Source organism: Lysinibacillus sp. G4S2, from assembly GCF_030348505.1.
Classification (GTDB): Bacteria; Bacillota; Bacilli; order Bacillales_A; family Planococcaceae; genus Lysinibacillus.
The window spans coordinates 1,014,282-1,032,882 of record NZ_JAUCFJ010000002.1 but is presented as its reverse complement, the minus strand read 5'-3'; the positions used below and the strand labels follow the sequence as shown (position 1 = coordinate 1,032,882).

13 protein-coding genes and 1 pseudogene are annotated in these 18,601 nt (G+C 37.4%); 4 read left to right on the top strand and 10 right to left on the bottom strand.

Going from position 1 to position 18,601, the window contains the following annotated elements; translation table 11 throughout:
- Positions 1-419: 419 nt before the first annotated feature.
- From QUF91_RS05230 to QUF91_RS05210, 5 genes and pseudogenes are all read right to left on the bottom strand, one after another.
- Positions 420-1,604, bottom strand: a complete 1,185-nt coding sequence (locus QUF91_RS05230; RefSeq protein ID WP_289417074.1) for an iron-containing alcohol dehydrogenase — start codon at positions 1,602-1,604, stop codon at positions 420-422.
- Positions 1,605-1,618: 14 nt separating this feature from the next.
- On the bottom strand, positions 1,619-2,380 hold the full coding sequence (locus QUF91_RS05225; RefSeq protein WP_289417073.1) for a 3-hydroxybutyrate dehydrogenase: 762 nt from the start codon (positions 2,378-2,380) through the stop codon (positions 1,619-1,621).
- A 12-nt stretch (positions 2,381-2,392) separates the two neighbouring features.
- Complete coding sequence (locus tag QUF91_RS05220; RefSeq protein ID WP_289417072.1) at positions 2,393-3,709, bottom strand: GntP family permease; 1,317 nt, start codon at positions 3,707-3,709, stop codon at positions 2,393-2,395.
- Between the two features lie 62 nt (positions 3,710-3,771).
- Positions 3,772-5,297: pseudogene (locus QUF91_RS05215) on the bottom strand (CoA-acylating methylmalonate-semialdehyde dehydrogenase).
- Positions 5,298-5,312: 15 nt separating this feature from the next.
- Entirely contained in the window at positions 5,313-6,206 is an 894-nt protein-coding gene (locus QUF91_RS05210; RefSeq protein ID WP_289417071.1) for an NAD(P)-dependent oxidoreductase, read from the bottom strand.
- Positions 6,207-6,611: 405 nt separating this feature from the next.
- On the opposite strand from QUF91_RS05210, the gene QUF91_RS05205 reads away from it, so the two are divergent.
- From QUF91_RS05205 to QUF91_RS05190, 4 genes are all read left to right on the top strand, one after another.
- On the top strand, positions 6,612-7,220 hold the full coding sequence (locus tag QUF91_RS05205; protein ID WP_289417070.1) for a TetR/AcrR family transcriptional regulator: 609 nt from the start codon (positions 6,612-6,614) through the stop codon (positions 7,218-7,220).
- Positions 7,221-7,271: 51 nt separating this feature from the next.
- Positions 7,272-7,547, top strand: coding sequence for a hypothetical protein (locus QUF91_RS05200; protein WP_289417069.1), 276 nt, complete (start codon positions 7,272-7,274; stop codon positions 7,545-7,547).
- 349 nt (positions 7,548-7,896) lie between these two features.
- Positions 7,897-9,363, top strand: a complete 1,467-nt coding sequence (locus QUF91_RS05195) for an IS1182 family transposase (RefSeq protein ID WP_285398117.1) — start codon at positions 7,897-7,899, stop codon at positions 9,361-9,363.
- A gap of 94 nt (positions 9,364-9,457) precedes the next feature.
- On the top strand, positions 9,458-9,631 hold the full coding sequence (locus tag QUF91_RS05190) for a hypothetical protein (protein ID WP_289417068.1): 174 nt from the start codon (positions 9,458-9,460) through the stop codon (positions 9,629-9,631).
- A 22-nt stretch (positions 9,632-9,653) separates the two neighbouring features.
- On the opposite strand, the gene QUF91_RS05185 is transcribed toward QUF91_RS05190, so the two are convergent.
- From QUF91_RS05185 to QUF91_RS05165, 5 genes are all read right to left on the bottom strand, one after another.
- Positions 9,654-11,660 carry a putative bifunctional diguanylate cyclase/phosphodiesterase gene (locus tag QUF91_RS05185; RefSeq protein WP_289417067.1) on the bottom strand — a complete coding sequence of 669 codons (2,007 nt, stop codon included), beginning with the start codon at positions 11,658-11,660 and terminating at the stop codon, positions 9,654-9,656.
- A gap of 27 nt (positions 11,661-11,687) precedes the next feature.
- A complete protein-coding gene (locus tag QUF91_RS05180) occupies positions 11,688-13,844 on the bottom strand; it encodes an RNA degradosome polyphosphate kinase (protein ID WP_285400250.1) in 2,157 nt (718 codons plus the stop codon).
- The gene (locus QUF91_RS05175) at positions 13,834-15,387 is read right to left on the bottom strand and encodes a Ppx/GppA family phosphatase (RefSeq protein WP_289417066.1); all 1,554 of its coding nucleotides are present in this window, start codon (positions 15,385-15,387) and stop codon (positions 13,834-13,836) included. The genes QUF91_RS05180 and QUF91_RS05175 overlap by 11 nt, the downstream gene beginning before the upstream one ends.
- 247 nt (positions 15,388-15,634) lie before the next feature.
- Positions 15,635-16,537 carry a chemotaxis protein gene (locus QUF91_RS05170; RefSeq protein WP_285400253.1) on the bottom strand — a complete coding sequence of 301 codons (903 nt, stop codon included), beginning with the start codon at positions 16,535-16,537 and terminating at the stop codon, positions 15,635-15,637.
- A 68-nt stretch (positions 16,538-16,605) separates the two neighbouring features.
- Positions 16,606-17,925 (bottom strand): MFS transporter, encoded by a 1,320-nt coding sequence (locus tag QUF91_RS05165; RefSeq protein WP_289417065.1) that lies wholly within the window; start codon positions 17,923-17,925, stop codon positions 16,606-16,608.
- Between the last annotated feature and the right edge of the window lie 676 nt (positions 17,926-18,601).

Here is an 18,601-nt window from a genome sequence, read left to right as displayed (position 1 = left end):
TTCGATAACATGAGATTTTGTTTCGATAAAAGCTCAAATAGTTTCGATAAAGAGCGATTTTGTTTCGATAAATCTCCTAGGGGCGTTAGGGCAGCAAATGTTTTCTGTGCGAAAGCGTAGCGGCAGCAGTAGATGTTTTTGCTAGAAAGCGTAGTGTACGGCAGCAACAGGATGTTGACCACGAAGGCGTTATCACTGAACGTGATGCTTTTAGCCTTCGTTCCCCTACCTGCTTCGCTTGTGCTGCAGGGTCTCATTTGTGACTGATCCCAAAGGTGTCGCCCAGCCTAGCCTCCACATCAACAAATGTCATCCTCAACTTTCGTAATGAACCAATAAATTGATTTTAAGCAATAAAAATAGAGTTACAAATTACATATGATTTGTAACTCTACTTTAGACAGTTCCTTCTTGAATTCCTAAAACTCATAATGATAAGCAATTTTATAAAGCTCAATTAGTTCTTCATATGTCGGCACCTTAGGATTATTTCCAGGGCTACCGCTGGCAATTGCATCAGCAGCCATTTTTGAAATAGCTGCGTAAAAGGCTTGTTCATCGATTCCCCATTGTTGTAAATTACCTATATCCATCTTCTTGCACATTTCCTTAATCGAAACTATAGCTAAATTAGCAAGCTCTTCTTGAGATAACGGCTCTTTATCTTTATTGAAAAATTCACCTAAATCTGCAAGCCGATCGACACAAGAATCCTTTGAAAATTCTAATACTGCTGGCAAGAGCATGGCATTTGAAATACCATGTGGTACATGGAATAGGGCTCCTATTGGGCGAGACATACCATGTACTAATGCAACAGAAGCATTGGAGAATGAAAGACCTGCTTGCATTGAGCCTAGTGACATCGCTTCACGAGCTTCAATATCATCACCGTGCTCATAAACTTTTAACATATTATTAACGATTAACTCCATCGCTGATCGCGCAAGTACATTCGAGTAAGGATGTGCTAAACGTGATAAATAGCTCTCAATCGCATGACTTAACGCGTCAATACCTGTTGCTGCAGTGATGGCGGGTGGAGATGTAACCGTTAAAATCGGGTCTACGATCGCTACATTTGGCATAAATGCAGGCTGCTTAATCATCATTTTCACTTCATTCGTCGTGTTAGTAATGACTGTTGCATCCGTTGCTTCTGAGCCAGTCCCCGCTGTTGTCGGTATCGCAATATGTGGAATCGGTGCTTGCTCAGCAATTTTTGCCATTTTCATATATTCGCCAATGTAGCCACCATTCGTTGCCACTACCGCGATTGCTTTCCCTGTATCAATACAGCTCCCACCACCAACGGAAATGATGATATCACAGCCCTCAGATTGTAAAACACGTAGTCCCTCTGCCACATACGTATCCACAGGTTCCGTTGTAACACCTAAATATGAAACCGCTTCCAATCCATTGGTTTTTAATAAAGTGCTACATTGTTTAACAAAGCCTAAGTTATCCATTATCGGATCGCTAATGATAAGCGCTTTAGTCCCTAATTTTTTTGCATAGACACCGACTTCTTCAAAAGAATCTCGTCCATAAACGATAGTTCCTGGCGAATGAACCGTGAAGATTGTTTTTGTTTGTATCATATCTCACCCTCCTACTATTGTGCTGTATAACCGCCATCCAAAATAACTGCTTGACCTGTTAAACCCTTTGCCATATCACTTGCTAAATAAAGCGCAAGTCCTGTAATTTCTGATACATCAAGTAAGCGTTTTTGAGGTACGAGCGGATAAAGCACCTGCTCAAGCACATCTTCTACTTGAATCCCTCTTGTCTTGGCCAAATCCGTAAACTGATTACGCACTAATTCTGTATCGACATAGCCTGGACAAATCGCATTCACTGTGATCCCCTCTGTTGCAACCTCCAATGCGGCCACTTTCGTTAAACCGACAAGTCCATGCTTAGCGGCATTGTATCCAGCTTTCCCAGCAAACCCAATAACTCCATTAATGGATGCCATATTAATAATGCGGCCAAACTTATTGTTCTTCATATGTGGTATCGCATATTTCATTGCGATAAAAGGTGCAACAAGCATCACTTTTTGCATTGATTCAAATATTTCTGTCGCGAAATCTTCGATAAAAGAAACATTCTGAAACCCTGCGTTGTTGATTAAAATATCTATTGTCTTAAACTTTTTAACAGTAAAGTCAATCGCATCACATATTGCCTGTTCATCCGCAACATCACATGTGTATGCAGTTAATTGAGGATTGTTGTTAATTGCCTCTGCTAAAAGCTGTTCATTAATATCTGTTATCACTACATTCGCACCTTGTTCAGCAAACGCTAGTGCCATGGATAACCCGATACCACGAGCTGCTCCAGTAATAAAAACTGTTTTTCCTTTCACTTAACATCCCTCCTACATTCCTAGTGAGAATAATATGATTGCGATTATCGTACCTATGATAGGTATAATGACAGTTAAGGCACCAAATGGCATATAAGCATCCTTATGCTTTTCATTGCATACAGAATTGATAGTTGTTACTACATAACCGCCATGTGGCAATGAATCGAGAGACCCCGACGCAATAGCAATTGTACGGTGTAATGCCTCGGTATCAACCCCCATGTCAATATAGTGTGGCGCAAGTAAAGGCATTGCGATTGTTTGACCACCAGAGGCCGAGCCTGTTAAACCTGCTATTACTGCGATGGCTAATGCACCGCCAATTAACGGACTTCCAGGAATATTAGTCATTACGTCAACAGTTGCCACAAATGATGGTGTAGCTTTTACCACACCTCCGAAGCCAACCACTGCTGCTGTATTAGCAATAGCTACAACGGCACCCATTGCACCAGCTGCTAGTGTGGCTCCGACAGATTTTGAATATTTATAGCTCACTAAATAAGCCGTAATACATCCACTCGTTAATGCCACAATTAAAGCTGAAGTTCCAAGAGAATCATGGAACACAAAGGAAATACCTAAAACTACCAATAGTGGTACAAGACTTAAAATTGGACTCGGAAGCTTACGAGATTCATCAACAACTGGATCATTAGATCGTTCAATAAATACTTCTCCACTTTTTACTGCACGTTTAATCATCCAATTTAGCCACAGAGATCCACCAATTGCCATAAAAATTGCAACAACTATACTTACTTGCCATCCAGCATATGGCGTTGTATTAAGGTATTGAATAGGAATCCAGTTTTGAATTTCAGGTGAACCTGCCGAGGTCATCGTAAAGGTTACAGAACCTAAACCAAGCGCTGCTGGAATAAAGCGACGAGGGAAATTCGCTTGCTTGAATAAACTAATAGCCATTGGATATACCGAAAAGGCTACGATAAAGACGGAGACACCACCATACGTTAGTACAGCTGCAGCAAGTACTACGGCATAGGCTGCATATTTAACCCCGATTTTTTCCACAATCCATTTAGAAACACTATCAGCCGCCCCAGTATCCTCCATTACCTTTCCGAAAATTGCACCTGCCATGAACATTAAATACCATGAACCAACGAATCCAGTAAACCCATCCATATAACTTGTTAAAAAGTTAGCTTGATTCTCATCAGCTGTTTGTGGAAAAAATGCTAGACCATTCGTTACAGCCGCTATCAATGCAGTCAATGGTGCTGAAATAAGTAAATTAACACCCCTCATTGTTAAATACACAAGTAAAGCTAAACTACCAAAAAGTCCAATGTATTCTAACATCCACTTGCCCCCTTTATTCTTTTAGAAAAAAGAGCTGCAAGAAAAACAGCTCTTCGTTTGTATTAGTCGTTATTACTAGGGAATGCAAATGTAGATGCTGTCGATGCATTTCCTTCCATCCAACGCTCTGATATTGTTTTTGTTTTTGTGAAGAAACGTGCCTGATCAGGTCCAAACATATGCCCTTCACCAAAACGAGAACCTTTAAATCCAGCGAAATTATGGTATCCAACCGGAATTGGAATCGGTACATTGACACCTACCATGCCAACATCTATTTCTGTTGTGAATTTACGTGATGCTAAGCCATCATTCGTAAAAATCGTGACACCATTCCCAAGTTCATGCTTATTAATAAGTTGGATTGCTTCATCCAATGAATCCACACGCACAACATTACGAGCTGGACCGAATATTTCTTGCTCATAAATTTCCATGCCAGTTTTTACGTTATCTAGCAATGTTGGTCCTACAAAAAATCCTTTTGATTCTTTCACAATATCAAGTTCACGACCATCACAAATAACTGTTGCCCCTTCAGACTCTCCTCGACCGATAGCAGCAATAATCGCTTCCTTCGATTGCTGTGAAATGACAGGACCAAAATCGGTCTCTGGATTTGTATATGAACCTACCTTCAAGTTAGCGATTTTCTCCTTTAAGATTTCAACAAGACGATCTGCAGTAGCCTTACCAACAGGCATAATTGTAGAAATGGCCATACAACGTTGAGAGGCCGCGCCATACGCTGCACCAATGAAGGCATTTGCTACCTGCTCAAGGTCTGCATCAGGCATGACAACCATATTGTTTTTTCCTCCACCAAGCGCTGTCACACGTTTACCGTATTTCGAGCCCGTTTCATAAATATATTTAGCTACTGGTGTCGATCCTACAAATGAAATCGCTTGCACAATCGGGTTTTCTAAAAGTTCATTAACAGCATCTTTATCACCATTTACTACAGTCCAAATACCATCTGGTAATCCAGCCTTTTTCCAAAGCTCACTAACATACAAGGCAGTCATAGGAACACGTTCAGATGCTTTTAAAATAACTGCATTACCAACAGCAATTGCCATACTAGTTTGCGCTAATGGCACCATAATTGGGAAATTAAATGGCGAAATAGCGGCTACTACACCTAATGGAAATTTTGCAGAATAGGCATTGATTTGACCGCCAACATTTACTGAATACTCACCTTTCATTAAATGAGGTGCACCGATTGCTAAGTCAACAGATTCTAAACCTCGAGTAATTTCACCTTTTGCGTCCTCAATTGTTTTCCCACTTTCTGTACAAATGATTTGTAAAAGCTCCTCCATATTTTCAGTAATAAGATAAGATTGCGGAACTTTAACACAACCTCTGCTCGCTTAGCTACTGACGTATCACGCCATTTTGGAAATGCTGCCTGTGCCTTATCAATAGCCTCCCTAGTTTCTTCTACAGTTGCAAGTGGCACCTTGGCAATAACCTCACCTGTCGTTGGATTGAATACTGAACCGAAACGCCCGCTTTTCCCTTCAACTAGTTCCCCACCAATAAAATGTGTTAAAGTTTTAACTTCTTGTGCTGTTGTCATATTTCTAGTCCTCCTTTAAAATTGTTCAATTTTGCATTTTTCTTTTAAACTTAAATAAGCGGCAGACATATCATTTTCTCCATAACCCTGTTGAGAAATATTACTATAAAGATCTACCAACTGTTCCCCGATTCGAAGTGGTACCCCTGCCTCTTTTGCCATATTTTTAGCTAGTCTCAAATCTTTTAATAAAAGGTTTGTAGAAAAGCCTGGCTGATAGTTTTCATTTTTCATATATTCTACGTAATTACGTTCATAAATACGACTTTGACCATAGCTATTACTTAAAACTTCATACAGCGTATCTGCATGGATACCCATCTTTTCGCCAAGCACAATCGTTTCAGCGACTGCCTCTGTATAGAAGCCAATCATTAAATTATTGAGTAATTTTATGCGTGTACCTACACTTGGAGAAGTCCCAAGATGATAAATGTTTTTCCCGACTATTCCGAATATTTCAGACCCACTTTGATAATCTTCCTCTTCTCCTCCGACCATTATCGTTAGAGTTGCATGAATTGCCCCAATGACTCCCCCGCTAACAGGTGCTCCGAGGTAACGTAACCCCAATGATTGCGCTTCTTTATGTAAGGAATCATTTAATTCGGGATTTACCGTACTGAAATCTATTAATAAACTCCCTTTCTTAGCATGGTGTATGATTCCCTGTTCCGATTTATACACTAGTTCCACGATTTGAGGTGTCGGCAAACTCGTCATGATAATATCACTTTGTTCTGCAACTTCCTTTGCTGTTGCTAGTCCGACTCCGCCTTCGTCTATAAATTGTTCCATTGCCTTTGAATTAGTGTCAAAGCCATAAACCGTAAAGCCTGCTTTTAATAAATTAATCGACATCGGTAACCCCATATTGCCTAAGCCGATAAAACCTAATTTCTCCGTCATTTTGACCTCCCCCGTTCCTTCAAACTCTAATGAACACTAGCCAACTCTAGTCTTTTGTCGTAACATTAATAACAAGATTCATTAATTGACCCCAGTCATTGACTACGGTCAATTAAATCATAATCAAAATAAATCCATCTCGTCAATCGAAAAAAAATATATTTTCAGAATATTTTTACAAAAAAATATCTTAAAATACTTAAATTCAGCTCATCACAAAAAGTTAGGGATGATATTCGTTAAGACTACCTAGTTGATTTTCGTTCCGGCTGGGTGACTCCTTGAGGATTAGCGTCACAGTTGAGACCTTGGAGCGAGCACCGCCTCATCGGACGCCCACAGTTGGAACGGAAATCAACCACACTTTATAGAGATGAGCCTTAAATTTGGAGGAATAATCGAAATATGAATTCACTAACTAGTCGTCAATTAAAAGCATTAGAAACACGGGAAAAATTACTAAAAACATCATTAGACCTTTTTAATAAACATGGATTTGAATATGTATCTGTTGAACAAATTACTAAAGCATGTAATGTATCGAAGGGAACGTTTTACACTCATTTCCCATCTAAGTACGATGTTATTTTAGAAAAATTTAAAGAGCTTGATAGTTTTTATAGCACGGTGGAAAAAAATATTGACCGTACTTTACCAGCAAGTGAAAAAATTCTACTACTTTATCAAGAACAAATGAAGTACTTAACAAATGTTGTCGGAAAAGATTTATTGAGAACAGTCTATACTGCAGCTATGACAAATCAAGTAGAACAAGATCATTATTTAATTAATCCACAAAGGAAAATATTCCAAATTATTAATTCCTATATCGAGGAAGGCATTCGACTCGGGGAGTTTCGTCAAGATTTACAAGTAACTGACATGCAGGCTGTTATTCAACGTTGTATGCGTGCAAACATCTATGATTGGTTAATCCATAATGAAGACTTCGATTTAGCTATAGAAATGGCACAATTTACAGCTATTGTATTAGATGGATTGAAAGTGAAATAAATGGCTCGTTGTAAAAGGGTTTGCTTAGTTGGAAACTGAATGCGCTCGGGTATGCCAGGAGAAGTGATCGGGTTACGCTCAAAACCGCTCGGGTATGCCGAAAAAGTGATCGGGTTACGCTCAAAACCGCTCGGGTATGCCGAAGAAGTGATCGGGTTACGCTCAAAACCGCTCGGGTATGCCGAAGAAGTGATCGGGTTACGCTCAAAACCGCTCGGGTATGCCGAAGAAGTGATCGGGTTACGCTCAAAACCGCTCGGGTATGCCGAAGAAGTGATCGGGTTACGCTCAAAACCGCTCGGGTATGCCGAAGAAGTGATCGGGTAGGCTGAAAAAGTGATCGGGTAACTCCCTTAACCGCTCGGGTATGCCGTAAAAGTGATCGGGTACAGCCGTTTTCTGATCAGGTTGCACTTCTTTTCGCTCAGGTGCGCCCTTTTTCCAATCAGGTTGCACTTCTTTTCTGTCTCATCACCAAAAGTAGTGGATGACATTAGTTAAAACGTATGCTATGTATATAAGTTGATTGAAGTGGAGGCTGGGCGACTCCTTGGGGATCAGCGTCGAGGGCACTGAAAAAGTGGTTAGATAAAGGAAGTAGCGAATTTTTTCTCTACTTCCTTTTCTTTTTCATCTATAATTATTAGTATACTGTTCATTTTAGGTGGTGCTTTTTATGCTTTCCAAACAAGAAACGCTTGCTCTTAGTCCTCATATGGCAATCTATGATTTAGTTGTGCCAAAAGATAATATGCTTCGTCAAATGAAGGAATTAATTGATTTTACTTTTGTTTTAGAGGAATTAGAGACTAAATATTGTCTAGATAATGGTCGTTACGCTATTTCACCTATTCGTATGTTCAAATATTTATTACTTAAGGCAATTTATGATATTTCTGATGTTGATGTAGTAGAACGTTCTAAATATGATATGTCCTTTAAATATTTTTTAGATATGGCACCAGAAGAAGGTGTTATTGAGGCAAGTTCTTTAACAAAATTCCGTCGATTACGTTTACAAGATGTCCAATTGTTAGATTTACTCATTCACAAAACCGTAGAACTAGCTATTGCACAGGGTGTTTTAAAAAGTAAAACATTGATTGTAGACGCAACACATACGAAGGCACGCTACCAACAGAAGTCCCCGAAAGAGTTTTTACAAGAGAAATCAAAACAGGTACGAAAAGCCGTGTATCAATTCGATGAAACAATGAAATCAAAATTTCCCACTAAACCGACTTCTCAAGATATCCAAAAAGAAGTGGACTATTGTCACCAAGTCATTCAAATAATAGAAGAAAATAAGGCTATTGCTCAAATACCAAGTGTACAAGAAAAAGTAAATGTCCTCAAAGAAGTTATTGAAGATTATGAGCTTAAAATAAATTACTCAGCTGATCCTGATGCACGTGTCGGTTATAAATCTAAAGAGAATCCTTTCTTTGGTTATAAAACACATTTGGCAATGAGTGATGAAAGACTTATAACAGCAGTAGTTGTAACAACAGGTGAAAAAAGTGACGGGAATTATTTACAAGAGCTAGTAGAGAAGAGTGAGCAAGCAGGCATAGAAGTGAACACCATTCTTGGAGATACAGCGTATTCTGGTAAAGAGAATTTATTATACACAAAAAAGAAAGAGATTCAACTCATTTCAAGGCTACATCCTGTTATTACGAACGGTCAACGGAAGCAAGAAAGTAAGTTTGAGTTTAATAAAGATGCCGATTTATATGTGTGCCCTGCTGGACATTTAGCAAAGAGTAAAAGTATTAAAAAGCGTAAGAATTCCACGCAAAATACACAATTAAAATATTTCTTTGATATAGAAAAATGTAAAGTTTGTCCTTTAAAAGAAGGGTGTTATAAAGAAGGAGCGAAAACAAAAAGTTATTCAGTTTCTCTTCTGTCAAATGAACACATAGAACAAGAAGTGTTTCAGGAAACGGAATCCTTTAAACAATTGGCAAAAGAACGCTATAAAATCGAAGCAAAGAATAGTGAAATAAAAAACAGACACGGGTATAATCAAGCAAACGCCACGGGTCTATTTGGTATGCAAATACAAGCAGCCGCAACGCTATTTGTCGTGAATATGAAGAGAATTTTAAAACTAATGAACGAAAAAAGCAAAGAATAATGAAAGAAATCGGACGACCCCTTCCTAAAAAAGGATGAAATGGCGCCCGATATTTTTTTTGAGTTAAAAAATTTTAATTTTGATGAGTTTTTCAGTGCCCTCGATCAGCGTCACAGATGAGACCCTGGAGCGAGCAACGCGAGTGAAGCGGCTCATCGGACGCCCCCAGGAAAGCGCCCAGCCGGAACGGAAATCAACCACACGTTTTGGTGATGCACTTCTTTTCCCCAAACTACAAAAAAATAGCACTTCATCCAATCTAGAATGAAGTGCTACTTGATCAGTTTTTATTAGCTAACAAAATATTTCTCAACAATGGTTTCTACGGGTAATGGCTTGTTATATAAATAGCCTTGCCCTTTTTGACATCGATGGCGTTTTAGAAAATCAACTTGTGTTGATTCCTCGATCCCTTCAGCAACAACTTCTAATCCTAAATTATGAGACATAGAGATAATGGCCTTGATTATTGCCTCATTTTTATCATCTTTTGCAATATCAGCTATAAATGATTGATCAATTTTTATGATATCTATTGGGTAACGCTTTAAGTAGCTTAAAGATGAATAGCCAGTTCCAAAATCATCCACTGAAACATAAACGCCTAGCTGCTTTAATTCAGTTAATATTGAAAAGGTTTCATGAACATTGGTCATGGAGCTTTCGGTAATTTCCACCTCTAATAATTCAGGTGGGACATTATACTTTTTCAAGGCAGTTTTAATTTTCCGAGCAAAGTTTTCTTTTCTAAATTGTTTTGGTGATATATTGATGGCAACTCGTACTGGTCGATAGCCCTTTAGCTGCCAGTCTTTTTGATAGCGACACACCTCGTCAATAATCCAATCACCAATTTCAATTATTAGGCCTGATGCCTCTGCAATGGGTATAAACTGTGCAGGAGACACAAAGCCAAATTTGCGATTATTCCATCGTAATAATGCCTCGAAGCTATTTATACTGTTATTCGTTAAATCCATTTGTGGCTGTAAATGAATACTGAGCTCATTAAATTCGATGGCACGACGTAAATGTGCTTCCATTAATGCCTCATTTGGAAAAATAGTTGTCATATCTTCACGGTAGTAACGGTAGTGTGAACGTCCATGCTCTTTTACAGAAAATAACGCTTTATCTGCCTTCAGTACAAGTGTTTCTAAATCCTTGCCATCTGCCGGACTAAGTGAGATACCGATCGACACGCTAATAAAATATTCCTGCCCATCAATTATAAATGGCTGTTTTAATGCGTCTAAAATAGCGTTTGCTGTATGCTCAATTTTATTGATAGTTGCTTCTTTTAAAATAAATATAAATTCATCACTGTTATAACGATAAAGCGAGCATTTAGAGCAACAGAGTTCACGAAGTCTAAGACTAAACATCCGCATAAGCTCATCTCCCTTACTTTCACCAAGGGATTCATTAAACTTTTTAAAGCGATCAATATCCACTAAAATAAGCGCTGTTTGCTTATTTTCATGCTTTTCATCATTTAAATGATGTTGCCAATGCTCCTTAAAAGCTTTACGATTCCAAATACCCGTTAATTCATCGATTAATGCTAGGTAATAAAAGCCCTTATGATCATTCATAAATGAATTGACGTCTTTCACAAAAAAATGTACACCAATAATTTCACCATTAAAGTACGTTGGAAGCGTTCTTAAATAAAATAGTTCTTTATTTAGCAATTGGCGCTTAAACAAGCATTTTGGCATACCTGATGCTGTGCCTTCAATAGTTTTTGCAAATAGTAATTTAAATTCATCGATATATTTACTCTCTAATAATGAAAAAATATTTTGTCCTATAAAGCTTTGATGTTCGTTTGCCCATAGAGAAGTGGCAACAGCGTTTTGATGAATAATGCAACCTTGTAAATCAGTTGTTAATACCGGACTTACGTGCTGTTCCACAAATTGTAAATATGGTTCCACTTCATTCTGTTTCTCACGCAGAATAACTGCTACAACTGATTTTTCTAAGTGTTGTATATGAACAACAAATGTTTTTACTTTGTGCTCCGTACATATTTCCAGCATTTGGTCCATATTCAATTCTTGTTGTAATATATTGAATAATTGCAGCCAGCTGTGCTCCGTAAAAAATTGTTCTGCGTTGGTGGCTTTCACATCCTGTAGCTCAATAAAAGACGGGAGTTTATCGTTAAAGATAATGACTTCAAACGCTTTTGTATCCACTTTTCTCAAACATACGACTGCATCAAATGGATTAAGTTGTATGATTTGATGATAGTCTGCAAATTGCGCTACACTCTCTTTATATTTTTTCATTATATCCCTCACTAAGTAGCGTTTGCTTTATTCTTCGTCTAGCGTAGGTTTTAGTGCATCCGTTAGGAAAATTTCCTGACTATTAATTGGATCTTCACTACGATCAAACTCTTTGTAATGATATTTTCCATTGGAGTCTTGAATACGAGCTTTTGCTGTATCCTCAAGTTGTGTATTCATGATGTTAATAATACGGGCTTTCGCTTCGCTTGCATATACTGGGAATAAAATTTCTACACGTTTGATCATATTACGAGTCATCATATCTGCAGAAGATAAGTATACTTTATTTTCCCCATTATGATGGAACCAATAAATACGAGAATGCTCAAGGAAACGACCAACAATACTTGTTACTGTTATGTTTTCACTAATTCCAGGGACACCTGGTCTAATGCAACAAATACCACGAATGATAAGCTCTACTTTTACACCTGCAATAGACGCCTCATACAGCTTCATCATTAAGTCTTTGTCTGTTAGTGAATTCATTTTAGCTCGAATAAAACCATTACCATACTTCTTATGACAAGCAATTTCCTCATCCATTAACCTGATAAATTCATCTCGAATATCAAACGGTGCCACGACTAAATGATTAAAAGTTGGCTTCTCTGTATAACCGCTTAAATAGTTAAAGAAGTTAGTGGCATCAATGCCAAATTCCTTATCTGTCGTTATTATTCCCATATCTGTATAAATTTTTGCAGTGGCATCATTATAATTCCCTGTTCCAAGATGTACAAAACGCTCAATTTTTCCATTTCGACGACTTACAACAAGCGTTATTTTTGAGTGTGTTTTTAAATTATTCATACCGTAAATGACAAGGCAGCCAGCTTGCTCAAGTTGCTTTGCCCAATGCACATTATTTTCTTCATCAAAACGTGCTTTCAATTCAACTAAAACCGTTACCTGTTTACCATTTTCCGCTGCGAGCTTTAATGCTTGTATAATGGGTGAATTGCCACTTACTCGATATAATGTTTGTTTAATCGCTAAAACGTTTGGATTGACGGCCGCCTCTGCAATAAAATCAACGATTGGCGCAAACGATTCAAATGGATGATGGAAGAAAATGTCTTGTTGCAGCGCTTTTTCAAAAATATTTTCATCCGATTGCAAATCTAATGGTGGCTGTGGGATAAAGCTTTCATATTCTAAATGTTCACGGCCAACTGATATGCCTTTTACAAACGAGAACATAAATGTTAAATCTAGCGGTCCATCTATATGAAAGACATCCGATTCTTCAATTTCAAATTCATCTAGTAAGTATTGAAGAACTTCCTCGCTCATCTCGCCCTCACGCACTTCTAGACGACTGCCTTCTCCCCATTTACGTTTTTTCAGTTCTTTTTCGATTTCAACAAGTAAATCCCTTGCGCCTTCCTCATGAATTGTCAAATCCGCATTACGTGTCAAACGGAAAGCCTGTGCCGACTTAACACTGTAACCATAAAAGAGCTTTTCTATATGCGCTACAATCACATCTTCTAATAAGACAATAACTGTCTCTCCGTCTGCTGATGGTACTTTAATATAACGATCTAAGACAGATGGTACTTGAACAATTGCTACCTTTTCACGATTCTCCATGTCTGTTTCATCTTGCTCTAATAAAACAAGTAAATTTAATGTTTTACCAAACAAAGTTGGGAAAGGACGATACGCATCTACAGCTACGGGAGTTAAAACAGGGAAGATGGTTTCTGCAAACATTTCATTAACAAATGCTTTTTGTGTACTATTTAAGTCTTTTATGTCTGCAATATGTACATTATGTTGTGGCAATAAATCATAGATTAAATGTCGATATACTTCAGTTTGTCGGCGCACTAATGCCTGCGTTCGCTCAGCAATTTTCGCTAATTGCTCTTTTGGTGTTAAGCCTGACTTGTTTTCAGGCTTATGGAATCCTGCACGTACTTGATCCTGTAGACCTGCAACACGCACCATGAAAAACTCATCTAAATTCGAACTAAATATCGCTAAAAATTTTAGACGCTCTAGCAGAGGATTATTGACATCCTCTGCTTCCTCTAAAACACGTTCATTGAAGGCTAACCAGCTTAATTCACGATTATTATAGTATTGCGGCTTAGCGATTTCCTCTAGTAATCGACCTTGTATTTCTGTGAATTCCTCTTCTTGTAGCTGATTGTTAGTAACTTCAGTTGTCATTATTATTCAACCCTTCTTCAATAAAGTTTATTTTTATAGGTATCTTTAGTGCACGTTCTAGATGTTTTTTATGTCGGTTTGCTTGATATTTTTCAGCGGCAGCATTGTTTTTCACGTAAATGCTAAGCTGCACATAATCTTCTTCTGTCTGCATCTCAATGGCATGTACAATCTTTCTTTTCGATACATTTAACGCATAGACAAATTTTAAAAGTGCGCCAAAGTCTCTTATTTTACGATACTCCTCACGACTCATCCATTCTGTAAACGGAGCAACAAATCGTTGATAATAATCTTTATTTTTATGCGAAGCTAAAAGTGCTAATTTCACACGTTCCTTATGATTCAGCCCATCAATAGATTGGTTCGCAATTAAATAAAAGGTATGCTGGCTTGCAGAACTTAACTCAATATACTCTCCAATATTAAAAACTTTCGACGCTCTCGTTAATAATTCCAAATCTTTTTGATTATATTGTGAATAACCAAGATGGCAACATTCACGGTACAATTGATCCGTTAAATTCATCAAATAGTCCACTTCTTCTTCAGTTCGACCATACTGACGAGCCAATCTTCTAGCGTTTCCCTCAAACACATTGTACTTATCAAATGCACTTTTATCTGTTTGCAAAATACGCTGTATAATGAGTCCCTCACGCAGTCCGTTCTTTGTTATCTGGAACAACTCACTGCCAACTACCTCCATTAATACACTGAAAACCTCTAATGCAGGGACAATAATATCGGCACGATCCGCCGAAAGCCCATCTAACTGTTTTAATTCATTAAAGCTTAAATTACCTAAAAATAAACTAAGCTCATCTAAATTTTCCTTAGTCATTTCGTAACCATGTACACTTGCGATTGGATATGCATGCTTTTGTTGATGAATTTGAGCAACATTTCGGGCACTACCACCAATAGCGATAATTGGTAAACCGATATCCTGAATCCAAGGAAGTGATTTAAACTGCTCTTTTATAAATGCAATGAGTTCCTTTTTTTCACTGCCATTTATAATATCGCCCTTTACAAAACGTTGCTTTAAAGAAACTGTACCAAAAGGAAAACTATGAGATTTCTGTAGTTCCTTATTTTTAAAAAGCGTTATTTCGGTACTACCACCACCGATATCAATAGTTACAGCAGACTTTGTGCCTATTGAATGCGCTACAGCAACAAAGCCATAATATGCCTCTTCTTCTTCAGTTAAAAGCTCTATTTGAATGCCTGTCCGTTCCTTCATTAAGGTAATAATTTCTGCTCTATTTGTTGCCTGACGGATTGCAGCTGTTGCAGCAGCTTTTACATCAGTTATTTCAAAATCATCAAGCATTGCTTTAAAAGTCAACAACGTTTCTGTTAATACTTGTATACCTTCTTCAGACATTTCACCCGAGGGCTGTAAATATGTACGTAAACGTGCAACTGTTTTAATATTTCCAATTTCACGAAGTCCCTCTTCTTTATCGTATTGATACAATACTAATCGAATGGTATTTGAGCCAATATCGATGATAGCTGTTTTTAATTCGTTCAAATAATCACTTCCTTAACATGTACATGCATATTCTTTCCGATGACTAGCCTATTTTTCGGCACGTTATTCAGATGTTAAATTGTATGGATACTCTTTATTTTACTCGTAGCACCATGATCTATACAAAAAAAGTCGGGCCTAAAATAGGCATCCGACTTTCTTTTAATTATTAATATACTTTCAGGATACCCATTATTAATATTGTGAAGTACCTTATCTAACTTTATCCGTTTTAGTAATCTTTCTTTTAGAGGATAAGTTGGTCTACTCGTAAAATAAGCTCTGCAATTTCTGGCTTACTAATTTGATCCTCTGCACCTACTTGGTCGCCTTTATGGCGAAGATCATCTGTAATTAAGCTTGAGAAAATAATGACAGGAAGCTTTTGGAGATCCGGATGTTCCTTTATTTTACGCGTTAAATGATGTCCATCCATTTGTGGCATTTCAATGTCCGTCACGATTAGTTGAATATGTTCAGTTACATCGCTACCACTTTTAGCGATTGCTTCTAAGTATTCATAAGCATCACGGCCGTTTTCAAAGAATTCTACATTCTCGTAACCTGCTTCATTCATAGTATCGAATAATAGCTTGCGTAATAATGGTGAATCTTCAGCAATTAAAATTCGTTTTTCAGAGCGCTCACGTTTACCAAGCTTTTTAACAGATTCTACACTAATACCTGAATCTGGATTAATGTCCACCATAATTCTTTCGAAATCAAGCAATAGAATCATTTGCTCATTTTGCTTAATAACACCAATTACTTGAGATGTTCCTCCTTGATACATATCAGAAGGTTTCTCGATTTGATCCCATGAAATACGGTGAATTTGTGTAACGTTATCGACATGGAAGACTACTCGTTGTTTATTAAATTCAGCAACAATATATTTTTGTTGAGGATTACGCGTTGTATTTTGAATTCCCAATACTTTAAGCATATCAACTACCGGTAAAACCTCACCTCGTAATTGTATAATCCCTTCTACATGCGGGTGCGCGTGTGGAATAAACGTAACTGGAATCGGTTGAATAATTTCTTTCACTTTAATAACATTAATACCGAATTTATTGTTAGCTACTTCAAATTCAACAATTTCTAGCTCATTTGTGCCACTTTCTAATAATATACCTTTATGTTCCAAAGCAACCCCGCTCCTTTCTTTCCATCTTCTATTTATAATTCAATTGTATCATAGGCAAGACGTTTCTCCTACTTGCTTTTCCCATTTTTTTCATTGACTTTTAGATGCACCAATAGGCCAATTACTGTCATCACAATTAATGTAGATAGCGCAACACGGCTTGCTAGCGTTCCGTAATCTTTCATCCATAATGTGACTGTTCCGTAGACTGCTGGCCCAATTATTGAGGATACTTTACCTGAAAATGCAAATAAGCCAAAAAACTGACCACGTTTTTCATCTGGAGACAATTCAATAATATAGGTTCTAGATGTTACCCACATTGATCCGAGTGATATGCCAAACATACTACCAGCAATCCAGAACATCCATTGCTCGGTCGCAAAAACAGCAAAAGATAAAGCGACAATCATTATTAGTGCTACCACAGTGATCGCACGTTTAGCTCCAATTGCCTTTGTAATATAACCAAATGCTAGTGAGCCAATAATTGTTGAAACAGTGGACACTAAATAAAGTACGATAAATTGACCCGAAGTAAAGCCGACAATCGCTGTTGCATATACAGCCATCATTGCAATGGTTGTTGCAATGGCATCATTTATAAAGAAATAAGCAATCATAAAGGTGAAAATGGCCTTATATTGCTTCATTTCCTTAAAGGTTTTAACGATTTCCTTATAACCATCTAGAAATTTAATGGTCTTTCGCTGAGACTTTGGAATCGGTATATCTTTATTAATAAAAAATAATGGCAAAGAAAATAATAAATATAAAATGGCAGTTGGAATAAATGCACGATGGAAACCACTGTTTCCGACATACAAATAAACAAGTAATCCAAAAATTGTACCTAAATAGCCAATCGCTACCCCATAACCAGAAATAAGAGGCATTTCCTCTTTCGTCCCTAAATCTCCCATCATTGAATCATAGAACACTAGACTTGAATTAAAGAAAAATTTCGCAATGACAAAACTAGCAACAACTAAAAACAAACTAATTGGCACGCCTGAATAATTTGTTGACGTCTGTAGATTCGCAAAAACACCCATCATAAAAGTAAAGAAAATAGAAATAGATGCAAACCACACTATAAATCTCTTTTTATAACCAGTATTATCAATCCATACACCAAAGAGAGGTGAAAAAACGACGAGGAAAAAGCTTGCAATGGCATTGGCATACGAAATAAACGTGCTTGCCACCTGCTGCATGACCTCATTCTTTCCTAAAACCTCATCCATATAAAATGGGAAAAATATCGTATTAATATTTGAAGAAAATATTGTATTCGCAAAATCATAAAATGCCCACGATAAAATTGGCAGTGACAAATAAAGAGCTAACTGACTTCGATGCTGTGCGTCTTCTGTATTCCGCTTCATAAAAACCCCCCTCCCCATTCTCTATAATATGAAAAAAAATTCCCCTCTGTAATAAAAAATATTCTTTTTAAAAGAAAATTAATACTATTTACAATATACAATCAAACTCACTTAACTAACACTCTAAAATGAACGAATATTCTCCCTATCTAAACCATACTAAAGATTCACTTGATACTTAATACCAAGGACTATAGAACTTTTTTAAAATATGGCTTATCATCATAGCTTGGGGTAATTTCCGTTCCGACTGGGGGCGTCCGATGAGTCAATCAGCCGGAACGAAGAACAACTTATACACATAACATACGGTCATCACTTTTACCTCCATTATAAAAAAGGTATACAAGCCCCCCTCGCCATTATTTTAGGATTAGGCACAAGACTTTTCGCTACTTTAGTTGCCATTTTTTCAGTGAAGCTTAGCGTTGGCTTTATCGGCACAGACGGCTCTGCTGTATATGAATAAGATTTAGCCTTTAGCTGGCAATTTCTTTATACTTTGCACTTGCAAGGGCATCTAGTTTTTCTTATACGCAAAACTTTTTGGTAAAGCGTAATACTTCCTTAGCCTCACTATTTCTGTGTGGTAGTAAAGCTATTTGAAATATGAAAAACCCGAAGTATCCATCCTTTCATAAGATGATACTTCGGGCTTCCTAAAATTTTTCTATAG

Coding starts and splice junctions, on each gene's coding strand:
- QUF91_RS05230 (WP_289417074.1), bottom strand. CDS start 1,604: ATGATACAAACAAAAACAATCTTCACGGTTCATTCGCCAGGAACTATC.
- QUF91_RS05220 (WP_289417072.1), bottom strand. CDS start 3,709: ATGTTAGAATACATTGGACTTTTTGGTAGTTTAGCTTTACTTGTGTAT.
- QUF91_RS05210 (WP_289417071.1), bottom strand. CDS start 6,206: ATGACGGAGAAATTAGGTTTTATCGGCTTAGGCAATATGGGGTTACCG.
- QUF91_RS05205 (WP_289417070.1), top strand. CDS start 6,612: ATGAATTCACTAACTAGTCGTCAATTAAAAGCATTAGAAACACGGGAA.
- QUF91_RS05200 (WP_289417069.1), top strand. CDS start 7,272: ATGCCAGGAGAAGTGATCGGGTTACGCTCAAAACCGCTCGGGTATGCC.
- QUF91_RS05195 (WP_285398117.1), top strand. CDS start 7,897: ATGCTTTCCAAACAAGAAACGCTTGCTCTTAGTCCTCATATGGCAATC.
- QUF91_RS05185 (WP_289417067.1), bottom strand. CDS start 11,660: ATGAAAAAATATAAAGAGAGTGTAGCGCAATTTGCAGACTATCATCAA.
- QUF91_RS05180 (WP_285400250.1), bottom strand. CDS start 13,844: ATGACAACTGAAGTTACTAACAATCAGCTACAAGAAGAGGAATTCACA.
- QUF91_RS05165 (WP_289417065.1), bottom strand. CDS start 17,925: ATGAAGCGGAATACAGAAGACGCACAGCATCGAAGTCAGTTAGCTCTT.